Origin of the sequence: Micromonospora sp. NPDC049523, assembly GCF_040676775.1 — a bacterium.
Classification (GTDB): Bacteria; Actinomycetota; Actinomycetes; order Mycobacteriales; family Micromonosporaceae; genus Micromonospora_G.
In genome coordinates, this window is record NZ_JBFAPP010000023.1 from 103,816 (window position 1) to 125,796 (window position 21,981).

The 21,981-nt window shown below is 71.3% G+C and carries 18 protein-coding genes and 1 pseudogene; 11 read left to right on the plus strand and 8 right to left on the minus strand.

Annotated elements, in window-relative coordinates; translation table 11 throughout:
* The first annotated feature begins 37 nt into the window (after positions 1 to 37).
* Positions 38 to 1,288 carry an MFS transporter gene (locus AB0J90_RS29095; protein ID WP_363601222.1) on the plus strand — a complete coding sequence of 417 codons (1,251 nt, stop codon included), beginning with the start codon at positions 38 to 40 and terminating at the stop codon, positions 1,286 to 1,288.
* 155 nt (positions 1,289 to 1,443) lie between these two features.
* On the opposite strand, the gene AB0J90_RS29100 is transcribed toward AB0J90_RS29095, so the two are convergent.
* Positions 1,444 to 2,394: a D-2-hydroxyacid dehydrogenase family protein gene (locus tag AB0J90_RS29100; protein WP_363601224.1), complete on the minus strand. Its 951-nt coding sequence runs from the start codon at positions 2,392 to 2,394 to the stop codon at positions 1,444 to 1,446.
* Positions 2,395 to 2,718: 324 nt separating this feature from the next.
* On the opposite strand from AB0J90_RS29100, the gene AB0J90_RS29105 reads away from it, so the two are divergent.
* Positions 2,719 to 3,630, plus strand: a complete 912-nt coding sequence (locus AB0J90_RS29105; protein ID WP_363601226.1) for a hypothetical protein — start codon at positions 2,719 to 2,721, stop codon at positions 3,628 to 3,630.
* 12 nt (positions 3,631 to 3,642) lie between these two features.
* Here AB0J90_RS29105 and AB0J90_RS29110 read toward each other — a convergent pair whose 3' ends face one another.
* Positions 3,643 to 6,723, minus strand: coding sequence for a BTAD domain-containing putative transcriptional regulator (locus AB0J90_RS29110; protein WP_363601228.1), 3,081 nt, complete (start codon positions 6,721 to 6,723; stop codon positions 3,643 to 3,645).
* A gap of 152 nt (positions 6,724 to 6,875) precedes the next feature.
* A complete protein-coding gene (locus AB0J90_RS29115) occupies positions 6,876 to 7,823 on the minus strand; it encodes a helix-turn-helix domain-containing protein (RefSeq protein WP_363601230.1) in 948 nt (315 codons plus the stop codon).
* A gap of 180 nt (positions 7,824 to 8,003) precedes the next feature.
* On the opposite strand from AB0J90_RS29115, the gene AB0J90_RS29120 reads away from it, so the two are divergent.
* The 3 genes from AB0J90_RS29120 (at position 8,004) to AB0J90_RS29130 (ending at position 9,612) form a co-directional block, all read left to right on the plus strand.
* The gene (locus tag AB0J90_RS29120) at positions 8,004 to 8,660 is read left to right on the plus strand and encodes a DJ-1/PfpI family protein (RefSeq protein WP_363601232.1); all 657 of its coding nucleotides are present in this window, start codon (positions 8,004 to 8,006) and stop codon (positions 8,658 to 8,660) included.
* A gap of 75 nt (positions 8,661 to 8,735) precedes the next feature.
* Entirely contained in the window at positions 8,736 to 9,053 is a 318-nt protein-coding gene (locus tag AB0J90_RS29125; protein WP_363601234.1) for a hypothetical protein, read from the plus strand.
* 76 nt (positions 9,054 to 9,129) lie between these two features.
* A complete protein-coding gene (locus AB0J90_RS29130; RefSeq protein ID WP_363601236.1) occupies positions 9,130 to 9,612 on the plus strand; it encodes an SRPBCC domain-containing protein in 483 nt (160 codons plus the stop codon).
* A 3-nt stretch (positions 9,613 to 9,615) separates the two neighbouring features.
* On the opposite strand, the gene AB0J90_RS29135 is transcribed toward AB0J90_RS29130, so the two are convergent.
* Entirely contained in the window at positions 9,616 to 9,939 is a 324-nt protein-coding gene (locus AB0J90_RS29135) for an adhesin (protein WP_363601238.1), read from the minus strand.
* Positions 9,940 to 10,202: 263 nt separating this feature from the next.
* On the opposite strand from AB0J90_RS29135, the gene AB0J90_RS29140 reads away from it, so the two are divergent.
* Positions 10,203 to 10,721, plus strand: coding sequence for a cupin domain-containing protein (locus AB0J90_RS29140; protein ID WP_363601240.1), 519 nt, complete (start codon positions 10,203 to 10,205; stop codon positions 10,719 to 10,721).
* A 69-nt stretch (positions 10,722 to 10,790) separates the two neighbouring features.
* Here AB0J90_RS29140 and AB0J90_RS29145 read toward each other — a convergent pair whose 3' ends face one another.
* Positions 10,791 to 12,173 (minus strand): M14 family zinc carboxypeptidase, encoded by a 1,383-nt coding sequence (locus AB0J90_RS29145; protein ID WP_363601242.1) that lies wholly within the window; start codon positions 12,171 to 12,173, stop codon positions 10,791 to 10,793.
* A 264-nt stretch (positions 12,174 to 12,437) separates the two neighbouring features.
* A complete protein-coding gene (locus tag AB0J90_RS29150; protein WP_363601244.1) occupies positions 12,438 to 13,076 on the minus strand; it encodes a hypothetical protein in 639 nt (212 codons plus the stop codon).
* Between the two features lie 188 nt (positions 13,077 to 13,264).
* Here AB0J90_RS29150 and AB0J90_RS29155 point away from each other — a divergent pair, with 188 nt between their 5' ends.
* Positions 13,265 to 14,254: a TIGR01777 family oxidoreductase gene (locus tag AB0J90_RS29155; protein WP_363601246.1), complete on the plus strand. Its 990-nt coding sequence runs from the start codon at positions 13,265 to 13,267 to the stop codon at positions 14,252 to 14,254.
* A 12-nt stretch (positions 14,255 to 14,266) separates the two neighbouring features.
* On the opposite strand, the gene AB0J90_RS29160 is transcribed toward AB0J90_RS29155, so the two are convergent.
* On the minus strand, positions 14,267 to 17,053 hold the full coding sequence (locus AB0J90_RS29160) for a BTAD domain-containing putative transcriptional regulator (RefSeq protein ID WP_363601248.1): 2,787 nt from the start codon (positions 17,051 to 17,053) through the stop codon (positions 14,267 to 14,269).
* A gap of 354 nt (positions 17,054 to 17,407) precedes the next feature.
* On the opposite strand from AB0J90_RS29160, the gene AB0J90_RS29165 reads away from it, so the two are divergent.
* The 4 genes from AB0J90_RS29165 (at position 17,408) to AB0J90_RS29180 (ending at position 21,675) form a co-directional block, all read left to right on the plus strand.
* On the plus strand, positions 17,408 to 17,824 hold the full coding sequence (locus AB0J90_RS29165) for a hypothetical protein (protein WP_363601250.1): 417 nt from the start codon (positions 17,408 to 17,410) through the stop codon (positions 17,822 to 17,824).
* Positions 17,825 to 17,951: 127 nt separating this feature from the next.
* On the plus strand, positions 17,952 to 18,557 hold the full coding sequence (locus tag AB0J90_RS29170; protein ID WP_363601252.1) for a hypothetical protein: 606 nt from the start codon (positions 17,952 to 17,954) through the stop codon (positions 18,555 to 18,557).
* 275 nt (positions 18,558 to 18,832) lie between these two features.
* Positions 18,833 to 19,549, plus strand: coding sequence for a spermidine synthase (locus tag AB0J90_RS29175; RefSeq protein ID WP_363601254.1), 717 nt, complete (start codon positions 18,833 to 18,835; stop codon positions 19,547 to 19,549).
* A gap of 263 nt (positions 19,550 to 19,812) precedes the next feature.
* A complete protein-coding gene (locus AB0J90_RS29180) occupies positions 19,813 to 21,675 on the plus strand; it encodes a S8 family serine peptidase (protein WP_363601256.1) in 1,863 nt (620 codons plus the stop codon).
* A 60-nt stretch (positions 21,676 to 21,735) separates the two neighbouring features.
* Here AB0J90_RS29180 and AB0J90_RS29185 read toward each other — a convergent pair.
* A pseudogene (locus AB0J90_RS29185) lies at positions 21,736 to 21,981 on the minus strand (sulfate adenylyltransferase); the annotation flags it as partial.

Here is a 21,981-nt window from a genome sequence, read left to right on the forward strand (position 1 = left end):
GCGGTCGGGGCAGGTACGCACGTAGGGTCCTCCTCTTGTGAGCAGGATGATCGAGACGGTTGTACCAGCACGGTTGGGTACGGGCTACCGCTGGTTGCTCGCCTCGTCGTGGGCGACGAACCTCGGTGACGGTGTGGCGGTCGCCGCCGGACCGTTGCTGGTGGCGTCGCTGACCGACAATCCGTTCCTGGTGTCGCTGGCGGCCCTGCTGCGGTGGGCGCCGCCGCTGGTGTTCGGCCTGTACGCCGGTGTGCTGTCCGACCGGCTCGACCGGCGACGGATCGTGATCGCCGCGGATGTCATCCGGGTCCTGGCGCTGGTCGTCCTGGTCGTCGCGATCGTCACCGACCGGGTGTCGGTGGTCGGGGTGTTGGTGGCTTTGGGGTTGCTCGCCACCGCCGAGGTCTTCGCCGACAACACGACGGCGACGCTGACGCCGATGCTGGTGCACCGCGACGACCTCGCGATCGCCAACGCCCGGATGCAGACCGGCTTCATCACGCTGGACCAGCTCGCCGGTCCGCCGATCGGTGCCGCCCTGTTCGCGGCCGGCGCGGCGTGGCCGTTCGTGACCGAGGCCGTCCTGGCGGCCGCCGGTGTGCTGCTGGTGTCGAGGGTCGTGCTGCCCGTTCGGGAGCGCGAACCGGCCGAGACGCCGACCGGCGTGTGGCGGGACATGGCCGAGGGTTTCCGGTGGACAGTACGCCACCCAGCGGTCCGTACGCTGTGCCTGACGATCTTGATCTTCAATGTCACCTTCGGCGCGGCCTGGTCGGTGCTGGTGCTCTACGCCGAGCAGCGCCTCGGTCTGGGCGCTGTCGGGTTCGGCCTGCTCACCACGGTCTCGGCGGTCGGCGGCCTGCTCGGCACCGCCCTGTACGGCTGGATCACCCGGCGGGTGAGCCTGGGCAACGTGATGCGGGCCGGACTGATCATCGAGACCTTCACCCACCTCGCCCTGGCCCTCACCACCTCGGCCTGGCTGGCCTCGCTGGTCTTCTTCGTCTTCGGCGCCCACGCGTTCGTCTGGAGCACCACCTCGATGACGGTGCGGCAGCGTGCCGTCCCCACCCACCTACAGGGGCGGGTGAACAGCATCAACACCATCAGCGTCTTCGGCGGTCTGGTCGTCGGCTCGGCCATCGGCGGTGTGCTGGCCACCCACTACGGCGTGACCGCGCCGTTCTGGTTCGCCTTTGTCGGCTCGGCGGTTTTCGTGGTCCTGCTCTGGCGTGAACTCACCCGGATCGCCCACGCCGACGAGCGGTCCCAGGCCGTCGCGGTGTGATTTCTCGGCCGGGACGTCGTCGTGTCGGCGGCCCGGTCCAACCTCGGCCGGCACCCTACGGCGATTGTCCTAGGACGCTGTAGGGGTGGTGACGCCGGTCCTGCCCGGGCGGCCAGGAAAGGGTTTCCCCCAGGGATTTCGAGAAGGCCGGGCGCTCAGAGCACCCGGACCGGCTGCCCGGCCAGGAACGCCTCGATGTCCTCGACCACGTCGCCGAAGAACACCCGGTAGGTTTCCCGGGTGACGTAACCGAGGTGCGGCGTCAGCACGGTGTTCGGCGCCGTACGCAGCGGGTGGTCGGACGGCAGCGGTTCGACGTCGAAGACGTCCAGGCCGGCGCCGGCGATCCAGCCCTCCCGCAGCGCGGTGAGCAGGGCGGCCTCGTCGACGATCGGCCCGCGCGAGGTGTTGACCAGGTACGCGTCCCGGCGCATCGAACGCAACTCGGCCTCGCCGAACAGGCCACGGGTCCGGTCACCGAGTTGGAGATGCACGGTCACGATGTCCGATCCGGTCAGCAACTCCTCCTTGGACACCGAGGTTACGCCCAGCTCTGCCGCGTGCTCGGCGCGCAGGTTCTCGCTCCAGGCCAGGACGTGCATCCCGAACGCCCGGCCGACGGCGGCCACCTGGGCACCCATCCGACCCAGCCCGACCACCCCGAGGGTGTGACCGGCGAGGTCGCCGCCGACGGTGCTCTGCCAGCCGCCGGTCCGTACCCGCTGGGCCTCGGCGGGGATCCGGCGTACCAGGGACAGGATGAGTCCCCAGGTGAGTTCGGCGGTGCCGGTGGCGACCCCGCGGGTGCCGGTCACGGTGACACCGCGCCGCGTTGCCGCCGGTACGTCGATGGCGACGTTGGACATCCCGGTCGTGACCAGCAGCCGCAGCCGGGGCAGCCGGTCGAGTACGGCCGCGGGCAACGCGGTCCGCTCCCGCATCGCCACCACCACCTCGGCGTCGGCGAGCCGCCGTACGAGAACTTCGACGTCGTCGACGTGGTCGGTGAAGACGCTCAGCTCGATTCGGTCCCCGAGCCGGTCCCAGTCACCGAACTCCCGCGCCACGTCCTGGTAGTCGTCGAGCACCGCGACCCGAACGGCCATTTTCGCCTCCCGTACCCGTCGCGGCCCCTCCACCGGGCCATGGTCTTCCGTCGGGCCTGCGGGTGCTGGCTGGGAGGTTCCCAGCCAGGGTGCCGAGCGGGCCGTACCCGATCATGGCACGGACCGGATGCGGACCGCCCGACTACCGCCCACCCGGGCTCGACCCGGCACCGCGTGTCCCGGTGCCCGCCGGCCGCGACCGGACCATGCCGTCCGTCCGGTGCCCGCCCGCCGTGACCGGACCATGACGTGACCGTGACCGGCCGGACCACGCTGGGGACCACCCCGTCCCACCGAGAGACGGGACCTCGGAGGGAGCAGCACATGCACGCAGGTACAGGCCGGGCGGTCGGGCACGGGAGCGCCGCCGTGGCGCTCGTCGCGGCGAGTCTCGTCGCCGGTGCGGGGCCCGCACGCGCGGACGCGCCACACTCACCGGTCCTCGTCGCGGCGGCCAGCCTGCACGACGAATCCCCGGAGAAGGAGGTGACGGTGCGCTGTCCGGGTGCGACGTCGGTCTTCTCCGCCGGTGGCGGTGTCGGCGGCTCCGCGGCCGATACCGGGCAGGTCGTGGTCACGGCGGTGGTGCCGGACGCGGGACTGACGACGGTGACGGTCCGGGCGGTTGCGCGTACCGGGCACCGGGGTCCGTGGTCGGTGGTCGGGCAGGCGATCTGCGAGGCGTCCGGGTCGCCGCTGCGCCGGGCGGTGGGTTCGGCGGTCGGGGAGTCCACCGCGACGGCCACCTGCGGTGTGGGGACGAAGGTATGGGGGACCGGGTTCCGGGTCACCGGTAACCCGGATCACGTCGCCGTCGCCGAGGTCGTACCGGATCCGGGCCTGACCAAGGTCCGGGTCGGCGTCACCGGCGACCAGCCACCGACCGAGGTCACCGCGTACGCCATCTGCCGTGCGCAGACCGGCACCATGCGTCGCGTCGCGGCGGTGTCGCCGGACGGTGCGGGGTGGCCGAGGAGCGTGACCGTCGCGGACACCGCGGACGCCCGGGTCTACGGCGTCGGTGGTCGCACCGGCGGCGGGCCCCGCGCCTACCTCGACGCGCTGGTGCTGCGGCCGGCGGGCGCCGGGGCAGGGGTCCGCGCCGCCCTCGCCGCACCGATCCAGGCCGCGTCGACCGGGGTACGACCCGGACCGCGCCCGGCCGACGGCACGGCCACCGCCGGTACGGGCGACGAAACCGTCGTGTACGGCGTCCTCGCCGGCAGCTTCCACTGAGCCGTCGGGCACTCAACGGGTCCGGGCACCGACCCCGACCGGGGCGAGTATCGACTCATCCGGTGACCGTACGCCGATCGCGTGCATCGCCTCGGCGTAGCGGAGCAGGGCCCGGCGGGCCTCTCCGTGCCGGCCACCGGCGACCAGGGTCCGCACCAGTGCCCGGTGCGCCGGCTCGTCGTACGGGTCCTTCTCCAGCAGCCGGAGCAGGCAGGCGACCGCGGTCTCCGGGTCGCCCGCCGCCCGGCTGGCCCGGGCCAGCATCCGCAGCATGTTCAGGTACGCCGCCCGTACCTCCTCGCGCAGCGGTGCCGACCAGTCGGCGTACGGCTCGTCCTCGAAGACGTCGGCCCGGTACTGCCGTTCCGCGCTGGCCAGTACGGTCCGGGCCTCGGCGACGGCGCCACGGTCGAGTAGCCGGCGCCCGTGCACCACGTGGGCGAAGAACTCCTCCACGTCGACCCGGAGCCGGGTGATGTCCAGCGCGACGCTGGCCTGGTCGGCGACGAGGAAGTGGTCGGCCGGGTGGGCCCGGTCCGGGTCCAGCACACCGCGCACGATCGACAGCAGGACGGAGAGCCGGTGCCCGGTCCGGTCGGCGTCGTCGTCGGGCCAGAGCAACTCGCACAGCATCCCGCGCGACACCGGCCGGCCGCGTCGGGTCGCGACGATCCGGAGCAGCTCACGGGCCTTGCGTGACTGCCACTGGGAGGCCGGCACAACCCGGTCGCCGAGCTGCACCTCGAACCGGCCGAGCAGCCGGATCGAGACCTCGGTGCCGGTGCCGGATCCGTTGCCGGTGGCACCCGGCACCGGTGCCCGGTGGTCCGGCACGGCGTCCGCCGCGGTGAGTTCCTCGACCGCGATCAGCGCGTCCAGCCGGTCGTCGGTGGTGGCGTCGGGCAGGCCGCCGAGGATCACCCGGATCCTGGCCGCCTCCAGCACCGCGCCGGTGTCGGTCCAGATCGCGTACGCCTCGCGCAGTGCCGCGCGGGCGCGGATCGGCACCGGCTCGCTCGCGGCGCGCAGTTCGAGGGCGTCGGCGAGTCCGCCCCGGTCTCGTTGCGCGCGGGCGATGGTCGCCGCCTCCGTAGCCAGTGCTCCCGCCTCCGCCCGGTCGGCACGGCGTACGGCCAGCCAACCCCGGGCCAGCAGCGCCGGCACAGAGATCTCGGTGGAGGCTTCGCGGGTGGCCCGTTCGGCGTACCGGGCCGCGGTGTCGGGGTCCTCGTGTGCGACCACGAGGGCGAGGCCGGCGAGGGCGGGCACCAGGATGTTGGCGTTGCCGGCCGCCTCGCCGACCCGAACCGCCTCCTCGTAAGCCGCCCGGGCCTGTTCGCGCCAGCCGCGTCGGCGGTACACCTCGCCGAGGCCGAGCAGGGCCGCCCCGGAACGGCGTGACCCCATCCGCTCGTACCGGGCGAGGACCTGCCCGTACCGGCGGACCGCCTCGTCGTAGCGGCCGAGGATGGACAGCGCGTCGGCCTCGTTGCAGCAGGCGATGTTGCGCAGGTTCGGGTACCCGGCGGCGGTGGCGAAGCGGTCGGCCCGCCGGGCGAGGACCAGGGCCTCGGCGTACCGGGACGAGCAGATCAGGTGGTACGACTGGTTGATCAGGATGCGGGTGACCAGCACGACGTCGCCGGTACGTTCGGCGATCGGCAGCGCCCGCGCGTACTGCTCCTCGCTGCGGGCCCGGTCCCCGGCCGCGCCGAGGCAGAGGGCCACGCTCACGTGGGCGGTGGCCAGTGCCCCGTCGTGTCCGGCATCGGCGGCGTGCCGTACGGCGCGCTGGGCGTAGCCGGTCGCGGTGGCGCAGTCTCCGGCGAGCAGGTGGGCGTGGGCGGTCCAGGCGAGCAGGATGGCGGTGTCGGCGTCGGCGGGCACCTCCCGCCCCTGGGCAAAGACCTTCAGCGCGTCGAGTGGGTTGCCCCGCTGGTAGTGGACCCGGCCCATCCGCCAGGCGAGTCCGGCGTCGCCGACGGGTTCGCCGGCCGCGACCGTGTCGTACGTGCGTGCCGCGGCGGGCAGGTCACCGGCGGTACGGAACGCGTCGCCGAGCAGCAGCCTCAGCCGCCTGGTACGGCGCGCCTGCGGCAGTGCCTCGACGATCGCGGCGACCTCGGTCGGCCGCCCGGCGGCGAGCACGGAGTCGCCGTGTTCCTCCAGTACCCGTACGCACTGCTCGTGGTCGGCGGCCCGCAGGTACGCGCGGGCGGCGGCCAACGGGGGACCGTGCTCGCCGTACCAGGCGGCGGCGACGGTGGTGATCCGCCGGTTGGTGGCACGCCGTCCGGTGCGTCGCCCGATCTCCGCGATCACCGGGACGAGCCGGTCGCCGGGTGTCGGCCCGTCCGGGTCGGGGACCAGCAGGCCGGTGCGGGCCAGCAGGTGCAGCGTCGCCGCCGCGCGCCGGTGCCCGAGCGCCGCACACAGCCCGGTGTTCACCGGGGCGAGCGTGGCGACGTCACGGACGAGCCGGTTGACCTCCGCCGGCAACGACGCCAGCACCTCGGTCGCCACGTACGTCGCCAGTGGACCCTCCGGTGCGGTGATCACGGGTAGCAGCGGGCCGGTGGGCGTACCGGTCGGGCCGAGTGTTTCGGCGGCGAGGTGGACCAACGCCGGCCAGCCGCCGGTCAGTTCGTGGATCCGGTCGGCCAGGTCGGGATCCGGCAGCCCGTATTCGGCGGTGAGCAGGTCGACTACCTGGTCGGTGGTGAGCGCGAGATCGGCGGGCCCGACCTCGGTGAGCCGGCCCCGGCCACGCCACCGGGAGGTGGCGGTGCCGAGCGGCCACCGGGACGACAGCGCGACGGTGATCCCGTCCGGCAGTCCACCGATGATCGCGAGCAGCCGGTCGGCGGTTGCCGGTTCGAGGCGCGGCAGGTCGTCGACGACCACGGTCAGGTTGTCGCCCGCCGGGGTCTGTGCGGTCAGTTTCTGCAGGTCACCGACGATCAGCGGGTCGACGTCGGTGCCGCGCAGCCAGATCGTCGACGCCGGCCGGAACCACTGGCGCAGCGCGGTTGTCTTGCCGTACCCGGCGGCGGCGACGAGGAGCCGGCAGGCACGGGGTCGTGGGTCTGCCATCGTCGGACACACTGCTTCCAGCCGGTTGCGCGGTGGCCCGGAACGTCGTGGTGGCGACCGTGCCGTGGACGGCTCCAGACTCCTGCGGTGCCGTCGGGCGGGCAAGCCAATTCCGGAAAGCCGACATGGCGTGGACCGGGCCGCCGACGGTGTCAGTGTCCGCTGTGCCGGAAGGTGCTGCGGTACGCCCGCGGCGCGACGCCGCTGACGCGTTTGAACTGGGCGCGGAAGTTCGTCGGTGAGGTGAAGCCGACCTGGCGGGCGATGCGGTCGATCCCGTGGTCGGTCGTCCCGAGGAGTTCCTGCGCCCGACGGATCCGTACGTTGTTGAGCCACTGCATCGGGGTGCGACCGGTCTCCTCGTGGAACCGGCGGTTGAGCGTACGGATGCTCATGGTGGCCTGGTCGGCGAGGTCGTCGAGGCTGAGGTCGAGGTGGGCGTTCTCCTCGATCCATTCGAGGAGGCGCGCGAGCCCGGGTGCGGTCTGGCCGGGGCTGTCCCGCACGATGAACTGTGCCTGCCCGCCGTCGCGGTGCAGCGGCGCGACGGTCAGCCGGGAGGCGTCGGCGGCGACCGCGGCCCCGTAGTCCCGGCCGACGAGGTGCAGGCACATGTCGATCCCGGCGGTTGCCCCGGCGGAGGTGACGATCTGGCCGGTGTCGACGTAGAGCACGTCGGGGTCGAGGTCGACGGTGGGGAACGCGGCACGGAACCGTTCGGTGGCGGCCCAGTGGGTGGTGGCGCGCCGGCCGTCGAGCAGACCCGCCGTGGCGAGGGTGAAGGCGCCGACGCAGATGGAGGCGATCCGGGTGCCGGCGGCTGCCGCGTCGCGTAGCGCTTTGGTGACGGCGGCCGGGGTCGGTGCCGTGGGGTCGTCGCGGCCGGGGACCACGATCGTGTCGGCGCGGGCCAGCGCGTCGAGGCCGTGGTCGGTGGCGAGGCGCAGCGGCCCGGCGCTGACGACGGGTTCGCTCCCGCAGACCAGTACCCGGTAGCCGGGTCGGCCGCCCGGCAGCCGTACCCGCCCGAACACCTCGACGGGGGTGGTCAGGTCGAACGCGATGGTGTCCGGCAGGGCGAGGACAACCACGGTGTGCACGGCAAAATCCTAGCGCCCGGCGGTACGTGTGACAGCCCCTGGTCGCGTCTTCTACGTGGCAGGCCCGCTTGGCAATATTCAGCCGAACCTTGGCATTCCTGCCACTGGAGTTGTCGACCCCGGTTGCCGAGCATGGAACGGGTGCGAACCCGTACCGCCGCGACCAGCCGAGGAGTCCCCATGCATGTTCAGATCGTCCTGTTCGACGGCTTCGACCCGCTGGACGTCATCGCGCCGTTCGAGGTGCTCGCCGCCGGCAGCGACGCGGTGCAGGGTGAACTGATCGTCGAACTCGTCTCGGCGCAGGGGCCCCGCCCGGTGCGCAGCGGTACGCGGGGCCTGGTGCTGACCGCGACCTCCCGCCTCGACCCGACCAAACCCGGTTACGTCCTGGTGCCGGGTGCCAGCGGACCGACCGTCGGCGACCCCGACGAGGGGGTGGAGACGATCCCGGTGCTGCTCGCCCGGTTCGGTGAGACCGAGGCCGTGACGCTGGTGCGGGAGGCGCTGCGCAACCCGGAGGTGACGGTGGCGACCGTGTGCGGCGGCTCCCTCGCCCTGGCCATGGCCGGCCTGATCACGGCACGGCACGCCGTCACCCACGTGCAGGGCATGGAGGTGCTGGCGGCGACCGGGGTGCACGCCGTACCGGCCCGTGTCGTCGACGACGGCGACCTGGTCAGCGCCGGGGGAGTGACCTCGGGCCTGGACCTCGGACTGCACATCCTCGAACGCGAGTACGGACCGAGGATCGCCCACGCCGTCGAGACCTACTTCGAGTACGAGCGCCGCGGCACCGTCTGGCGGAACACCGGCCGCCAACCGGTCGCCGTCTGACCTGCCCTCGTTCCGACCTGCCCTCGTTCCGACCTGCTCTCGTCTACCGAATCGAACCGACCGGAAGGAAGCCCCGTGAACTCGATCATCGGGATCTGGGACCTGAAACTGAGAACACCGATCGGCTCACTCGCCGTCGTCTACACCTTCACCGACACGGCGGACGGCCTGCGCGGCACGGCCGAGGGCAGGGGTGAAACCGTGCCGCTGGTCGACATCGACCAGCAGACGACGGCCGATGGCCAGCACGTCACCTGGCGACAGTCCATCACCAGGCCGATAACGCTCAACCTCGACTTCGACGTCACCGTTGCCGGGGACACCCTCACCGGACACTCCCGTGCTGGTCGGCTGCCGCGCAGCAGCGTCACCGGCAACCGCAGGAACGCGTGACCGAACACCCTGCCTGCGGACCCAGTGACTAGGCTGGCCTGCGAGGACGCACCGCAGACCAACCGAGGGGTGGCCGATGGGCACCGGCGCAGACGAGAACGTGCCGCCCCATCCGGTCGTCCGGGAACTGGCCCTGCCGTGCGCTGCGGCGTACGCCTTCGAGGTCTTCACGGCCGGCATCGGCGGGTGGTGGCCGACCGGCTTCACGGCGAGCGGCGCGGACCTCGCGGCCGTGGTGGTCGAACCCCGCGCCGGTGGGCGGGTCTACGAGCGCGACCGCACCGGCAGCGAGTACGACTGGGGCACGGTCGCCGTGTGGGAACCGGGTGGGCGGATCGTGTTGCACTGGACGCTCGGGCAGCGGACCGGCGATGCGACGCTGGTCGAACTGCGCTTCACGCCGGACGGGGCGGGCAGCGTGGTGCGGCTGGAGCACGGTGGTTGGCAGCCGGGGCAGGCGGCGGACCGGGCGCGGTTCGACGACGAGGCGGGATGGACCGTCGTCCTGGAGTCGTTCCGGCAGCGGATCGTCGGACCGGAGCCCTCGTCCGGCCGGTGACCGTCAGGAGGACAGGTCGGGGTCCGACGGCCAGACCGCCCCGTCCGTCTGTCGGTTCGTGAACGCGAACTGCACGGTGTCCTGCTCGTCGACGTGGACGTCGAGCGCCTTGTCGGCGAGCAGTTGCGCCGCCTGCGGATCCAGGAACAGTCGGGCCCCCAGGTTGTCGACGACCTGGTCCCCCTGGTCCGGCTGCTCGGTGATGGCGACCAGCAGGGAATCGTCCGACGGATCGTGGCTGATCCGCAGCCCGCCGGTCTGCGGTACGCCCTGCTGCGCGGTCAGGTCTCGGATCGCCATCACCGCGTTATCGGTCAAGACCAGCATCGACAACTCCTCCGGTTCGTCCGCTATCCCACCCAGGTACCGGTTGTCCCCACCCCTGCCCTGCTCGTCCACCCGTTACCGGGCCCTGTCCACATACCCGTTGCGGGGCTCTGTCCGCATACCCGTTGTCGGGCCGAAGAAGCTCTCCGCCGACGAGTGGTCGCCGGCCCGCGTTTCGATCCCGCGCCGGGGGTAAACAGGTTTACCAGGCGCCGGCCTCGTTGACCCTCACCGGCGCGGAAGCCGGCAGATGGAGGCAGGGTATGACGGACTCGGTCATCCCACCCGACGACCCCACTCGCGCTCTGGTGCACGCCCGGCCCGACGATCCCGCCCTGCCGCACGTTGCCGTGGCGGGCAACACCTACACGATCCTCGTCGCGGGTGAGCAGACCGCCGGACGGTACTGCCTGATCGACATGCGGGTGCCGCCCGGCGGCGGCCCTCCTCCACACCGGCACGACTTCGAAGAGATGTTCACCGTGCTCGACGGCGCCGTGGAGTTCACCTTCCGGGGTGAGCGGACCGTCGCCCGGGCCGGCGAGACCGTGAACATCCCGGCGAACGCACCGCACTTCTTCCGCAACTCCTCCGGCGAGCCCGCGCACATGCTCTGCATGTGCACCCCGGCCGGGCAGGACGAGTTCTTCCAGCGGGTCGGTGACCGGGTGGACGGTCCGACAACGCCGGCACCGAAGCTCGACGAGGCTCAACAAAAGCAGCGCGGGGAACGCGCCGGCAGGCTGGCGTCGGAGTACCGGACGGAGATGCTGACACCCTGACCGGGCCGCGACCACGACCACACTGCGACCGGGGACGAGTCAGAAACGCCCGCCCCCGGTCGCGGTGGATCAGTGCGACTTCTTCCGGAAGTTACGCTCGCACTGCCTGAGGTCGACCTTCACCTTCTGGCCAAGGTTGACGTTCACCGCCGTACGCTGCAGCACCGTGCCGTCCGGACGCTCACAGGTCAGGATCCACGGTTCGCGGTAGAAACCGGTCTGGTTCGGTTGCACCCCGTCCGCCTGGTACGGCGGCACCGGCCGGTAGGACGGGTTGACCGCCCAGCTGAACTTGCCGTTCGACCTGCCGACGTTCAGGTCGGACGTCAACGTCGTACCGAACGCCGTCGGCCGGGTCGTCCCGTCCGCCTGGGCGTAGGGCTGGGTGTACATGTTGAAGGACTTCGCGATCCGCAGCACCGCTCCCTTGGGCGCCTTGCCCTCGATCACCGCGTGCTGGTCCGGGTCGGCCGTTGCCTCCAACGCCTCGAACATGGCGAGCCGGTGCTCGGCGTACGCGTCCACGACCTGGGTCTGGAAGGTACGTTCCACCCCGCTGTCCGGGCAGGTTTCGGCGGTGAACGCCAACCCCCGGGTGGCGAAGTACGCCCAGTCGATCGCCTCGCCGGTGGTCTCGTAGTCGTGCGCCGAGTCCCGCGGAATGTAGTTCGGGCCGTAGCGCCTGGCCATCCTGGTCGCCAGGTCCTCGAAACGGGCCACGTCCTGGGTCGGGCCCACCTCCAGCTGCAGCGGCGGGTAGAGCACCACCTGGATGCAGGTGTGCTGGGTGACGAACGTGGTCGCCTGCCGGGTGGACAGCAGCCACTCGATGTTCCTGGTCTCCGGTTCCGACCACGGCGTCGCGCCACCGGTGGAGATCGGCAGCCAGCCGAAGCCGTAGTTGCGGTTCATGTCGACGTTCGTGTCGGTCTGCCGGCGGTTGCGGCTGAAGCCGTCCACGTTGACGATCGGCACCACCACGAGCCGGGCACGGCCGAGCAGCGAGGAGACGTACCGGTCGCCGCGGGCGGCGCGCTGCACCAGGTCGGTCGCGTACTCCATGACGAGTTCGCCGCTCGGCCACTCGTTGCCGTGGTGCATGCCGACGGTGACGAAGACCGGTTTGCCGTCGTTGGCCCGGACGTCGCGGGAGATCTCGATGCCGCGGACCAGTCGGCCACTCGACGTGGGGTACGGCAGGGTCAGCGGCTTGACCAGCTTCGGGTACTCGCGGGCCAGCGTCTGCAGGTCCCGCTCGTAGTCGTCCAAGGTGCGGTAGGTGGTGTTGCCACTGGGCAGGGCGGTGACCTGACCGGACGGCGGCGACCCGGCGAGTGCCGTACCGGTCGATGCTGTTGCCGGGGCCGCGAACCCGGTCACGGCGAGACAGGCGGCGGCCGAGGCCGACAGTGCCCCGCGCCAGACACCACGGCCGCTCTTGGTGAACCACATAACGTCGTCCCTTCCGGAGCACGGTACGGACTCGGGGCGCGGGACCGACCGTGGTTCACCTCCGTTCCGGTGGCGGTCGAGGTGGTGCGGCATCCCGCGTTCCGCTGCGCCAGCAGCAAGATCCATTGACGGTATCGATCAACGTGTGCGCCGGTCAAGGGTCGACATAGGAAGCCGTCGACCTGTGCGCCCGCGCGGGACCGGGCCGTCTGCGGACCAGGATGCGGGCAGGCGCGCGCCGGGTGACCCGTACGGGTCGGTGCCTCAGCGGGTGATGGCGTGTGCCAGCGGCAGCGCGGTCGGCTGACCGTCCCAGGTGCCGGTGAGGGTGGCACCGATCGGCCGGTCGCCGCCGTCGAGGCGACGGACGACGGTGAGCTGCAACCGGTCCGTCGTGATGATCGTGGCGTAGTCCTCGTCCGTCACGACCAGCGACGGCCCGTCGGCGACGGGGACCTCGGCATCCGGTGTGCCGCTGCCGACGACGACCGCGCTGGGGTCGCGCCGTTCCAGCCGGCCGTCGACCTCGAAGAACTCGTCCGCCTGACCGCCGCCGGTGAAGATGGCGTGTGCCAGCGCCGACACGTAGACCGGGTCACCGCACGCGTCGTACACCCAGCGCCGGCCGAGGACCGAGTGCTCGGTGGTGCCGACCAGCCACCGTTCGCCGCCGGGCAGCGGTGCGCCACGGTAGGTGAGCGGGACCTGGTACACCGCCGAGTCACCGGTGCTCACCAGCATCGTCTCGATCCCGACCGCACCCGCCGGGTCGTCGAACCGGTACGCCGCCACCCGTACCACGTCGTCGTCCGTCGACTCCCCGTACCACCGGCGCTCCGGCAGCCACGCGGCCAGGAGTTCGAGCTTCGTGGGGTGCAGTTCGGCCCGGTGCAGCAACGCCATGAGCCGAATCGTAGGGCAGGTCCGGGCCGGGTCTTCACCAACCCTCGCGGGGATGACCAGGTGACCACGCTCACCGGGTCAGCGGCCGGCGCGGGACGTCCACCGATGTGGATCAGTCGGATACTGCAGGAGACGCGCGGCGGCCGGTGGTGGTCGACGCGTACCGACGGGTCGGAAGCGGGGGCACGATGAAGATCGTCATTCCGGGCGGCACCGGACATCTGGGATTCCTGCTCGCCGACGCCCTCGGCCACGCGGGGCACGAGGTGGTCGTCCTCAGCCGACGCGCGGACACCCGGGTGCCCGGCGCGCGTACGGTGTCCTGGGACGGACGGACCGCAGGGCCGTGGATGGCCGAGGTCGACGGCGCCGAAGCCGTGGTCAACCTCGCCGGGCGGAGCGTGAGCTGCCGGTACACCCAATCCAACCTGCGCGAGATGATGGCGTCGAGGGTCGACTCCGCCACCATCGTCGGTACGGCGATCGCCCGGGCGGCGAAGCCACCTCGGGTGTGGCTGCAGATGAGCACCGCCACGATCTACGCACACAGCTACGACCGGGCCAACGACGAGGCGACGGGGGTCATCGGCGGTACGGAGAACGACGTACCGGCGTACTGGGGCTTCAGCGTCGACATCGCACGGCGGTGGGAACGTGCACAGCTCGACGCACCGACCCCGGACACCCGCAAGGTCGCGCTGCGTACGAGCATCGTGATGGCGCCCGGCCGGGGCGGAGCGTTCGACATGTTGTGGCGGATGACCCGACTGGGCCTCGGCGGGCCGGTCGCCGGCGGCCGGCAGTACATGTCCTGGATCCACGACCGCGACTTCGTCCGGGCGGTCGAGTTCCTGCTGGCCCACGACGGGGTCACGGGGCCGGTCAACCTGGCGTCGCCCAATCCACTGCCGTACCGCGCGTTCATGGCCGGCCTCCGACAGGCCACGGGCGTACGGGTGGGGTTGCCCGCCACGCGTTGGATGGCCGAGCTCGGGGCGTTCGTGCTGCGCAGCGACACCGAACTGCTGCTGAAGAGCCGTCGGGCCGTGCCGGCGCGGCTGCTCGACGAGGGCTTCACGTTCGAGCACCCAGCGTGGCCGGACGCCGCCCGCGACCTGGTAGCCCGCAGCCGCGCGGGTGTGGGCGGCGCGGGCACGGCTGCGGTGCCATCCGCCTGACGACGCAGCCGGTCAGCCGCCGACGTAGTGCAGTTTGGTACGGACCGTCTCGGCGTCGTGGTGGCCGAGCTGGTCGAGAATCGTCAGCGCCTGCTGCCAGGCCGTGCGGGTCCCGGTGAGATCACCCGCGCCGTGGCGGGCGTCGCCGAGGTGGGTCAGCACGATGGTCTCGTCGTAGCGGATGCTGAGCTGCCGGACCAGGTCCAGTGCCCGCTGGTAACAGGTGGTTGCCCGGTCGAAGTCGCCGAGTCTGGTGTAGACCTGGCCGAGACTGTCCCACGCCTGGGTCACCCCGCGTCGGTCGCCGGTTTCCTCGTGCAGTGCGAGTGACCGCCGGCAGCAGTCGAGCGCCTGCTGGTGGTCGCCGAGATGGGTCAGGTACCAGCCGATGGCGTTGAGCCCGTCGGCCTGCCCCGCCCGGTTGCCGGCGGCCCGGTAGAGCGAACTGGCCCGGCGCGCGTGCGGGAGCGCATCCGCGTACCGGCCCTGCCGGTCCATCGCCCAGGCGAGGTTGAGGTGGGTGTGCGCCTGGCCGGTCCGGTCGCCGATCCGCTCGAACAGCTCCAACGCGTGCCGGAAGTGGGTGAGGGCCGTGCCGGACCGACCCAGTTTCGCCTGGGCGCGAGCGAGGCCCCAGTGGGCGTGGGCCTGACCGGACTCGTCGGCGAGCCGCCGGGCGGCGGCCATCGCGACCCGCTGGACGGTGATCAGCTCGTGCCAGTAGCCGTGGATGTCGAGGTAGTCGAACAGGATCCACGCCAGCCGCCAACTGTGCCCGTCGAAGCCGGTACGGGCCGCCTGCTCGACCATCGCGAGCAGGACCGGCTTCTCCACGGCGTACCAGGCGAGCGCCGGGGCGTACTCGGTGAACGGCTCCGGGGCGGTGCCGGGGTGGGGTCCGTGACGGACGATCGGATCCCGGTGCGGATCCAGCAGCCGGGCGGTGGTGTCACCGGTGTGCAGGTAGTGGTCGAACATCCGGTGCCGGGCGTCGCGCAGGTCGGGTACGTCGTCGCGGATTCCGGCGAGCTCGCCCGCGTACGAGCGCAGCAGGTCGTGGCAGGCGTACCGGCCCGGCGCGTGTTCGGTGAGCAGGTGCGTACGGGTCAGCTCGGCCAGCAGCGGCCGGACCCTCGCCGCCGGGAGACCGGTGAGGCTGGCCACCGCGGGCTCGGCGATGTCCGGTCCGGGGTGCAGACCGAGCAGCCGGAACAGCCGGGCCGCCCCGGTGCTCAGGGTTCGGTAGGACCAGGAGAAGACCGTTCGGATGTCGGTGGCGGGGTCGCCGCCGTCGAACGGGTCCAGGTCGGGGTCCGGACCTTCCGAGGCCCGGTGCAGCTCGGCGGCGAGCGCGGCGAGCGGGAACGCGGGCCGGGTGGCGGCGCGTGCGGCGACGATGGCCAGCGCGAGCGGGAGCCGGGCCGACCGCGCGATGATGTCGTCGACCGTGGCCGGTTCGGCGGCGACCCGGTCCGCGCCGAGCCGCCGGACCAGCAGGTCCCGTGCTTCCGGCGGGGTCAGCAGGTCGAGGATCAGCGGATGCGCACCCTCGCTCGCCACCAGCGGGGTGAGCTGGTTGCGGCTGGTCGCCAGCACCAGACACCCGGCTGCGGCGGGCAACAGTGGGCGTACCTGCTCGACGTCGCGCGCGTTGTCGAGCAGCACCAGGACCCGCTTGCCGGCCAGCACGCTGCGGTAGAGCGCGGCCTGGGCGGGCAGGTCGGCGGGGATCCGCCGGGCTGGCACACCCAGCGCGTCCAGGAAGCCGCGGATCGCGGTGGCCGGGGGCAGTGAGGAGCCGTCGGCCTCGAATCCGCGCAGGTTGACGTACAACTGCCCGTCTGGAAACCGGCCGGCGACCCGGTGCGCCCAGTGCACGGCGAAGGCGGTCTTGCCGACACCCGGGGTGCCGGACACCACGGCGACGACCGTGGTCGGCGGTCCGGTTGCCACGGCGGGTGCCGGTGGTGGTGATGCCGCCGGAGCAGTCGTCGCCGAGAGCAGCGCGTCGAGCTGCGCGAGTTCGTCACGGCGGCCGGCGAAGCCCCGTACGGGCACCGGGAGCTGCGCCGGCACCGGAGCGGCGACCGGGGCGGGACCTGCGACCAGCGGCGCCACCGGCGGGTCGAGGTCGGCGTCCTGGCGGAGGATCGCGGCTTCAAGTTCCCGCAGCGCCCGGCTCGGATCGACCCCCAGGTCCTCGGCGAGCGTGGTACGCAACCGTTGGTAGGCCGCCAGTGCCTCGGCCTGCCGGCCACTGCGGTAGAGGGCCAGCATCAACCGGTGGTGGATCTGCTCGTGGTACGGATGCTGCCGCGTCAACCGCTCCAGTTCCGGTACGAGCAGCGCGTGCTCACCCAATGCCAGGCGTACGTCGACCAGGTCCCGGGTCGCCACCAGCTCGATTCGGGCCAGCCGCTCGGCCTGTTCGTCCATCCAGCTCAGGCCGCCGACGTCGGCCAGTGGTCGGCCCCGCCACAGGGCCAGTGCCGCGCGCAGTCGGGAGGCGTCGCCGGCCGGGTCCCGTGGGTTTCCGCTCTCGCGCAGGAGTCGCTGGGCGATTTCGACGTCGGTGACCTCGCCCGGCAGGTCGAGCAGGTAGCCGTGGGAGCGCACCGCGATCGCCTTGCGCGCCCCGAGTTCGTCGCGCAGGTAGGACACGTGCCGTTGCAGGGAGTTCGACGCGGTCGAGGGGGGTTTGCCGTCCCAGACGATGTCGATGAGCCGGTCGCTGCTCACCGTCTGACCGGGGTGCAGGGCGAGGGCGGCGAGCAGCGCCTTGCGTCGTAGGCCGGGCACGGGTCGGACTACACCGCCCACGGTCACGTCGACCGGTCCGAGAAGCCGTACCTGAATCGTGGCCACCCCCCAGGAACCGGGCCGGACCCACACGCTACCGACCCCACCGCCGCTGGCCGGGCAGACCGTCGTGGACCGGACAGGCCCCTTCCGGTACGGCGTCAGCCGCCGCGTTCGGTCGCCTCAGCGCGCGTCAGTCCCACCTCAGTACGCCCTGCCAGGGTGCCATCACCGCAGGTGGTCCCAGTGCTGCCGCGGCGGTTGGGCTCCGGCCCGCCCGACGTCCGGCGTGCCACGCCGGAGGTTCTTCGATCGAGGGGATAACCGACGATGGTGCTCAAGGTTCTTCGTACGATGTCGACGGTCGTGGTGACGACGGCGGTGCTGGCCGCCGCGACCGTCGCCGGTGGCGCGGCTCCCGCGTTCGCGGCCACCGCCACTTTGTCGATCTTCACCGGGTGTCAGGCCAACGACGGCCGTTACTACGACTACGTGCTGAGGGTGCAGGGAACCACCCGTTACTACCCGGACGGGATGCGGGTCGACGTCCGACTCTGGGGCGACGACGAATGGTCCGACGACCTCCTCGGCGGGCCGTACTCCAGCTACTCCGAGTCGAGCGGGTCGTTCGAGACCGCCGTCTGCATGAACCGCAGCACGCTCGACGAGGACCTCGGCCAGGACGAGATCTATGCCGGCGTCCGGGTGTTCGACCATGCCGGGGTGCAGCGCGAGACCGCCGAGACGAACCGGCTCCACAACTACTTCTGATCACCGCCGGCCCCGGGCATCCGACGGCGTCTGCGTTTCGGTCCGACGTCAGCGCCGCCTCAGGGCTGCCGGTCATTGTCGTCGCAGCGACCGGGCGCCGTCCGGTCCCGACCAGAGGGAGGAGAAAATGGTACGGAAGCGAAGCGCGCGCCTGCTCGCGTTGGCGGTGGCCGCGGCGGTGCTGTTGTCGGCACCGGGGTCGGCGTTCGCCGAGGACAACCAGCCCGGTCCACCGAAGGCGACCGACTGCGCGGTGGAGAACACCGACGACAAGGGCAACGTCACCATCACCTACGTGCCCGAGGGCACCACCTTCGGGCTGTTCCACTGCCGTGGCGGAGACTGGCACTTCGGGTGGTACCCGTTCGACTCCGAGGTCCAGGCCGTCGCCGAGGTGATCACCGTGGACCCCAAGGGCGTCGCCAGCGTCGACGAGGCGGTGATCGACGGGCGGGCCGGGGACATCAGGGCAGGGGAGATCAAGTACATCCTCGACGCGGCCGGGGTTCCCGATCCGGTCGCGCCAGACCAGGCCGTCGTCCTCTCCGAGGACGGCAAGGAGCTCTACACCGCACGGGACCTGACGGAGAAGACGACCATCGGTGACCTCGCCGTGAAGGCCGGCACCGAGGCACCCACGGTGGAGTTCTCGAACCGGAAGAAGCCGAGGATCACGATCACTTTCAAGTGCAAGCTGTTCCCGCCGTGGTGCTCGATCACCATCCGGTGGTGAAGCTCGCCGCGGGGGCGGCGCACGGCTGGGCGCGATAGCGGGACGCGCACGGTCGGGGGGTCCGGTACGCGTACGCGACCGGCCAGGGACACGTCTCGTCCCGGTGGTGACCCATCGGGAAACGGGCGGGCCTGGCCGGTCGCATCCTGCAGCGGCGACCGGGCATGGTCGGCGTCCTCGGCCCCGCCCTGTAGGGTGCGTAGGTCTGTTCCGACCCCGTGAGCTGGGATTTCGCGGGCCGCCGGCGGTGGTCGACCAGAGGGAGAGTGCTGCGGGTGGGTGCGCGTTTCGAGGAGCTCGACTGGCGCGAGACGGAGATCGGCGCGATCAGTCTGCGGCGCCGGTTCGACCCGTCGCTCCAGGTCGAGGTGTACGAGGTCAAGCTCGGCGACGAGTTCCTGATGTCCAGCCTGTTCACCGTGGCCGAGGTCGAACTGGCCCGGCTCGGCCTGGCCGGACTGTCCGGTGGCGACCTTGACGTGGTCGTCGGTGGACTCGGACTCGGCTACACCGCGCGGGCGACGCTTCAGGACCCACGGGTGCGCTCGCTGACGGTGGTGGAGGCGCTCGGCGAGGTCATCGGGTGGCACCGGGACGACCTGCTGCCGTACGCCGCGGAGCTGACCTCGGATCCGCGTACCCGGCTGGTGCACGGCGACTTCTTCGCCATGGCCGCGAGCGAGTCGGGTTTCGACACCGAGGTGCCCGGTCGGCGGTTCGACGCCGTACTGCTCGACGTCGACCACTCGCCGCGTCAGGTCCTGCACCCGCGCAACGCCGCCTTCTACACCGCCGACGGACTGCGGCGACTCGCCGCCCGCCTGCGTCCGGGTGGGGTGTTCGGCCTCTGGTCGAACGATCCACCCGACGACGACTTCACCGCCGTGCTCGGTGAGGTGTTCGCCGCGACGCAGGCGCACGTGGTGAGTTTTCCGAATCCGTTGCAGGGACGCCCGGCGACCAACACCGTCTACGTTTCCCGGCTGGCATAGTCGGGCACGTCCGGAATGTCATGGCACTCTCGTGAAACAGGTGAGGACGACGATTCGGCGGGCTCGCTTCCGGTGATCTCTATTTTTGTGGGATGGATTGCCGGAATGGTTCGCCATCTCCCGGCCCCCATCTGTCGAACGATATGAAGAAACAGCATCTGTGTTTTTCTCTCGACTCTGAGTAATCTCATCTTGATCGGTCACCATCGATCCCTCGTCGTGGGCGAGTGGGCGAGCGGGTGACGATCGGAGGGGAGGGGAGAATGAATCTCCCGAAAAGATCGTTTCTGGTGGGCGCCGCCGCATTGCTGTTGTCGACAGCAGCCGCGCCGGCCGTAGCGGCCGAGCCGGAGGGCGTCGTCCGCAGCGCGGGTGGAGCCACTGCGGTCGCCGACAGTTACATCGTGGTGTTCAAGGAAAGTTCGGTGAGTCGGGCGCAGGTCGGCACCACGGCCAGCGAACTGGCCGGAAAGCACGGCGGAGCGGTTGCCCGGACCTACACCGCGGCACTGCGCGGCTTCGAGATCACGGCTGGCGCCAAGGCGGCGGCCCGGATCGCGGCCCACCCCGACGTGGCGTACGTCGAGCAGAACCACACGGTTCGGATCTCCGGAACCCAGACGAACCCCCCGTCCTGGGGGCTGGACCGGGTCGACCAGCGCAACCTGCCGCTCGACAGCTCCTACACCTACCCGAACACGGCGACCAACGTGCACGCGTACATCATCGACACGGGCATCCTGTTCGCCCACAACGACTTCGGCGGCCGGGCCACCAGTGGCTACGACGCGGTTGACGGCGGCTCCGCCGACGACTGCAACGGGCACGGTACGCACGTCGCCGGCACCGTCGGCGGTTCCTCCTACGGTCTCGCCAAGGGCGTTCAGCTGGTCGGCGTACGGGTGCTCAACTGCTCCGGCAGCGGCACCAACGCCGGTGTGATCGGCGGCGTCGACTGGGTCACCGCGAACGCGATCAAGCCGGCCGTGGCGAACATGAGCCTCGGCGGCGGCGCGAACGCCTCGCTCGACACGGCGGTCCGCAACTCGATCAACTCCGGTGTGACCTACGGTCTCGCCGCGGGCAACGACAACGGCGGCAACGCCTGCAACACCTCGCCGGCCCGGACGGCGGAGGCGATCACGGTCGGCTCGACCACCAGCACCGACGCCCGGTCGTCCTTCTCCAACATCGGCACCTGCCTGGACATCTTCGCGCCCGGCTCGTCGATCACGTCGGCCTGGTACACCAGCAACACCGCGACCAACACGATCAGCGGCACCTCGATGGCCACCCCGCACGTGGTCGGCGCCGCCGCGCTGGTGGCCTCGGCCAACCCCACCTGGACCCCGCAGCAGGTCCGGGACTACCTGGTGAACAACGCGACCAACAACGTGGTCACCAACCCCGGCACCGGATCCCCGAACAAGCTGCTCTACGTGGTCAACGACGGCACCCCGCCGGCCAACGACTTCTCGGTCGGTGTCTCGCCGACGTCCGGTTCGACCGCGCCGGGCGGCTCGGTAAGTGCCACCGTGAGCACCGCGACCACCAGCGGCTCGGCGCAGTCGGTGAGCCTGTCGGCGAGTGGCCTGCCGAGCGGTGCCACCGCCTCGTTCAGCCCGGCCACCGTCACCTCCGGCGGCTCGTCCGCGCTGACCATCGCCACCTCGGCGAGCACTCCCTCCGGCACCTACAGCGTCAGCGTCACCGGCACCGGCACCGCGGGTACGCGCAGCGCCACGTACTCGTTGACGGTGACCGGCTCGGGTGGCGGCGGTTGCTCGGGCACCAACGGCACCGACGTGGCGATCCCGGACACCAATACGGCGGTGACCAGCAGCATCGTCATCGCCGGCTGCAACCGTAACGCCTCCTCGGCGTCCACCGTGGCGGTCAACATCGTGCACACGTTCCGCGGCGACCTGATCATCGATTTGGTGGCCCCCGACGGTACGGCGTACCGGCTGAAGAGCCAGAGCTTCTTCGACGGTGCCGACAACGTCAACACCACCTACACCGCGAACCTCTCCACCGAGGCGGCGAACGGCACCTGGCTGCTCCGGGTGCGAGACGTCTTCGCCGGTGACACCGGTTACATCAACACCTGGACGCTCACCCTCTGAGATGTGAGGAAGGGACCCTTCCCATCGCGTACGCGATGGGAAGGGTCCCCTTTTGGTGGGTCAGGCGGTGTCGACGATCATGCCGGCGGCGATGGTGCGGTTGGTGGTTTCGTCGATGAGGATGAAGCCGCCGGTGGTGCGGTTGCGGCGGTATTCGTCGGCGAGGAGTGGGACGGTGGTGCGGAGGCGGATGCGGCCGATTTCGTTGAGGCCGAGTTCGGTGGCGGTTTCGTCGCGGTGGAGTGAGTTGACGTCGAGGCGGTAGTGGAGTTCCCGGATGATGGTTCGGGCGGTGCGGGTGGTGTG

Coding starts and splice junctions, on each gene's coding strand:
- AB0J90_RS29170 (WP_363601252.1), top strand. CDS start 17,952: ATGGTACGGAAGCGAAGCGCGCGCCTGCTCGCGTTGGCGGTGGCCGCG.
- AB0J90_RS29140 (WP_363601240.1), top strand. CDS start 10,203: ATGACGGACTCGGTCATCCCACCCGACGACCCCACTCGCGCTCTGGTG.
- AB0J90_RS29135 (WP_363601238.1), bottom strand. CDS start 9,939: ATGCTGGTCTTGACCGATAACGCGGTGATGGCGATCCGAGACCTGACC.
- AB0J90_RS29120 (WP_363601232.1), top strand. CDS start 8,004: ATGCATGTTCAGATCGTCCTGTTCGACGGCTTCGACCCGCTGGACGTC.
- AB0J90_RS29105 (WP_363601226.1), top strand. CDS start 2,719: ATGCACGCAGGTACAGGCCGGGCGGTCGGGCACGGGAGCGCCGCCGTG.
- AB0J90_RS29150 (WP_363601244.1), bottom strand. CDS start 13,076: ATGGCGTTGCTGCACCGGGCCGAACTGCACCCCACGAAGCTCGAACTC.
- AB0J90_RS29130 (WP_363601236.1), top strand. CDS start 9,130: ATGGGCACCGGCGCAGACGAGAACGTGCCGCCCCATCCGGTCGTCCGG.
- AB0J90_RS29155 (WP_363601246.1), top strand. CDS start 13,265: ATGAAGATCGTCATTCCGGGCGGCACCGGACATCTGGGATTCCTGCTC.
- AB0J90_RS29100 (WP_363601224.1), bottom strand. CDS start 2,394: ATGGCCGTTCGGGTCGCGGTGCTCGACGACTACCAGGACGTGGCGCGG.
- AB0J90_RS29110 (WP_363601228.1), bottom strand. CDS start 6,723: ATGGCAGACCCACGACCCCGTGCCTGCCGGCTCCTCGTCGCCGCCGCC.
- AB0J90_RS29145 (WP_363601242.1), bottom strand. CDS start 12,173: ATGTGGTTCACCAAGAGCGGCCGTGGTGTCTGGCGCGGGGCACTGTCG.
- AB0J90_RS29180 (WP_363601256.1), top strand. CDS start 19,813: ATGAATCTCCCGAAAAGATCGTTTCTGGTGGGCGCCGCCGCATTGCTG.
- AB0J90_RS29165 (WP_363601250.1), top strand. CDS start 17,408: ATGTCGACGGTCGTGGTGACGACGGCGGTGCTGGCCGCCGCGACCGTC.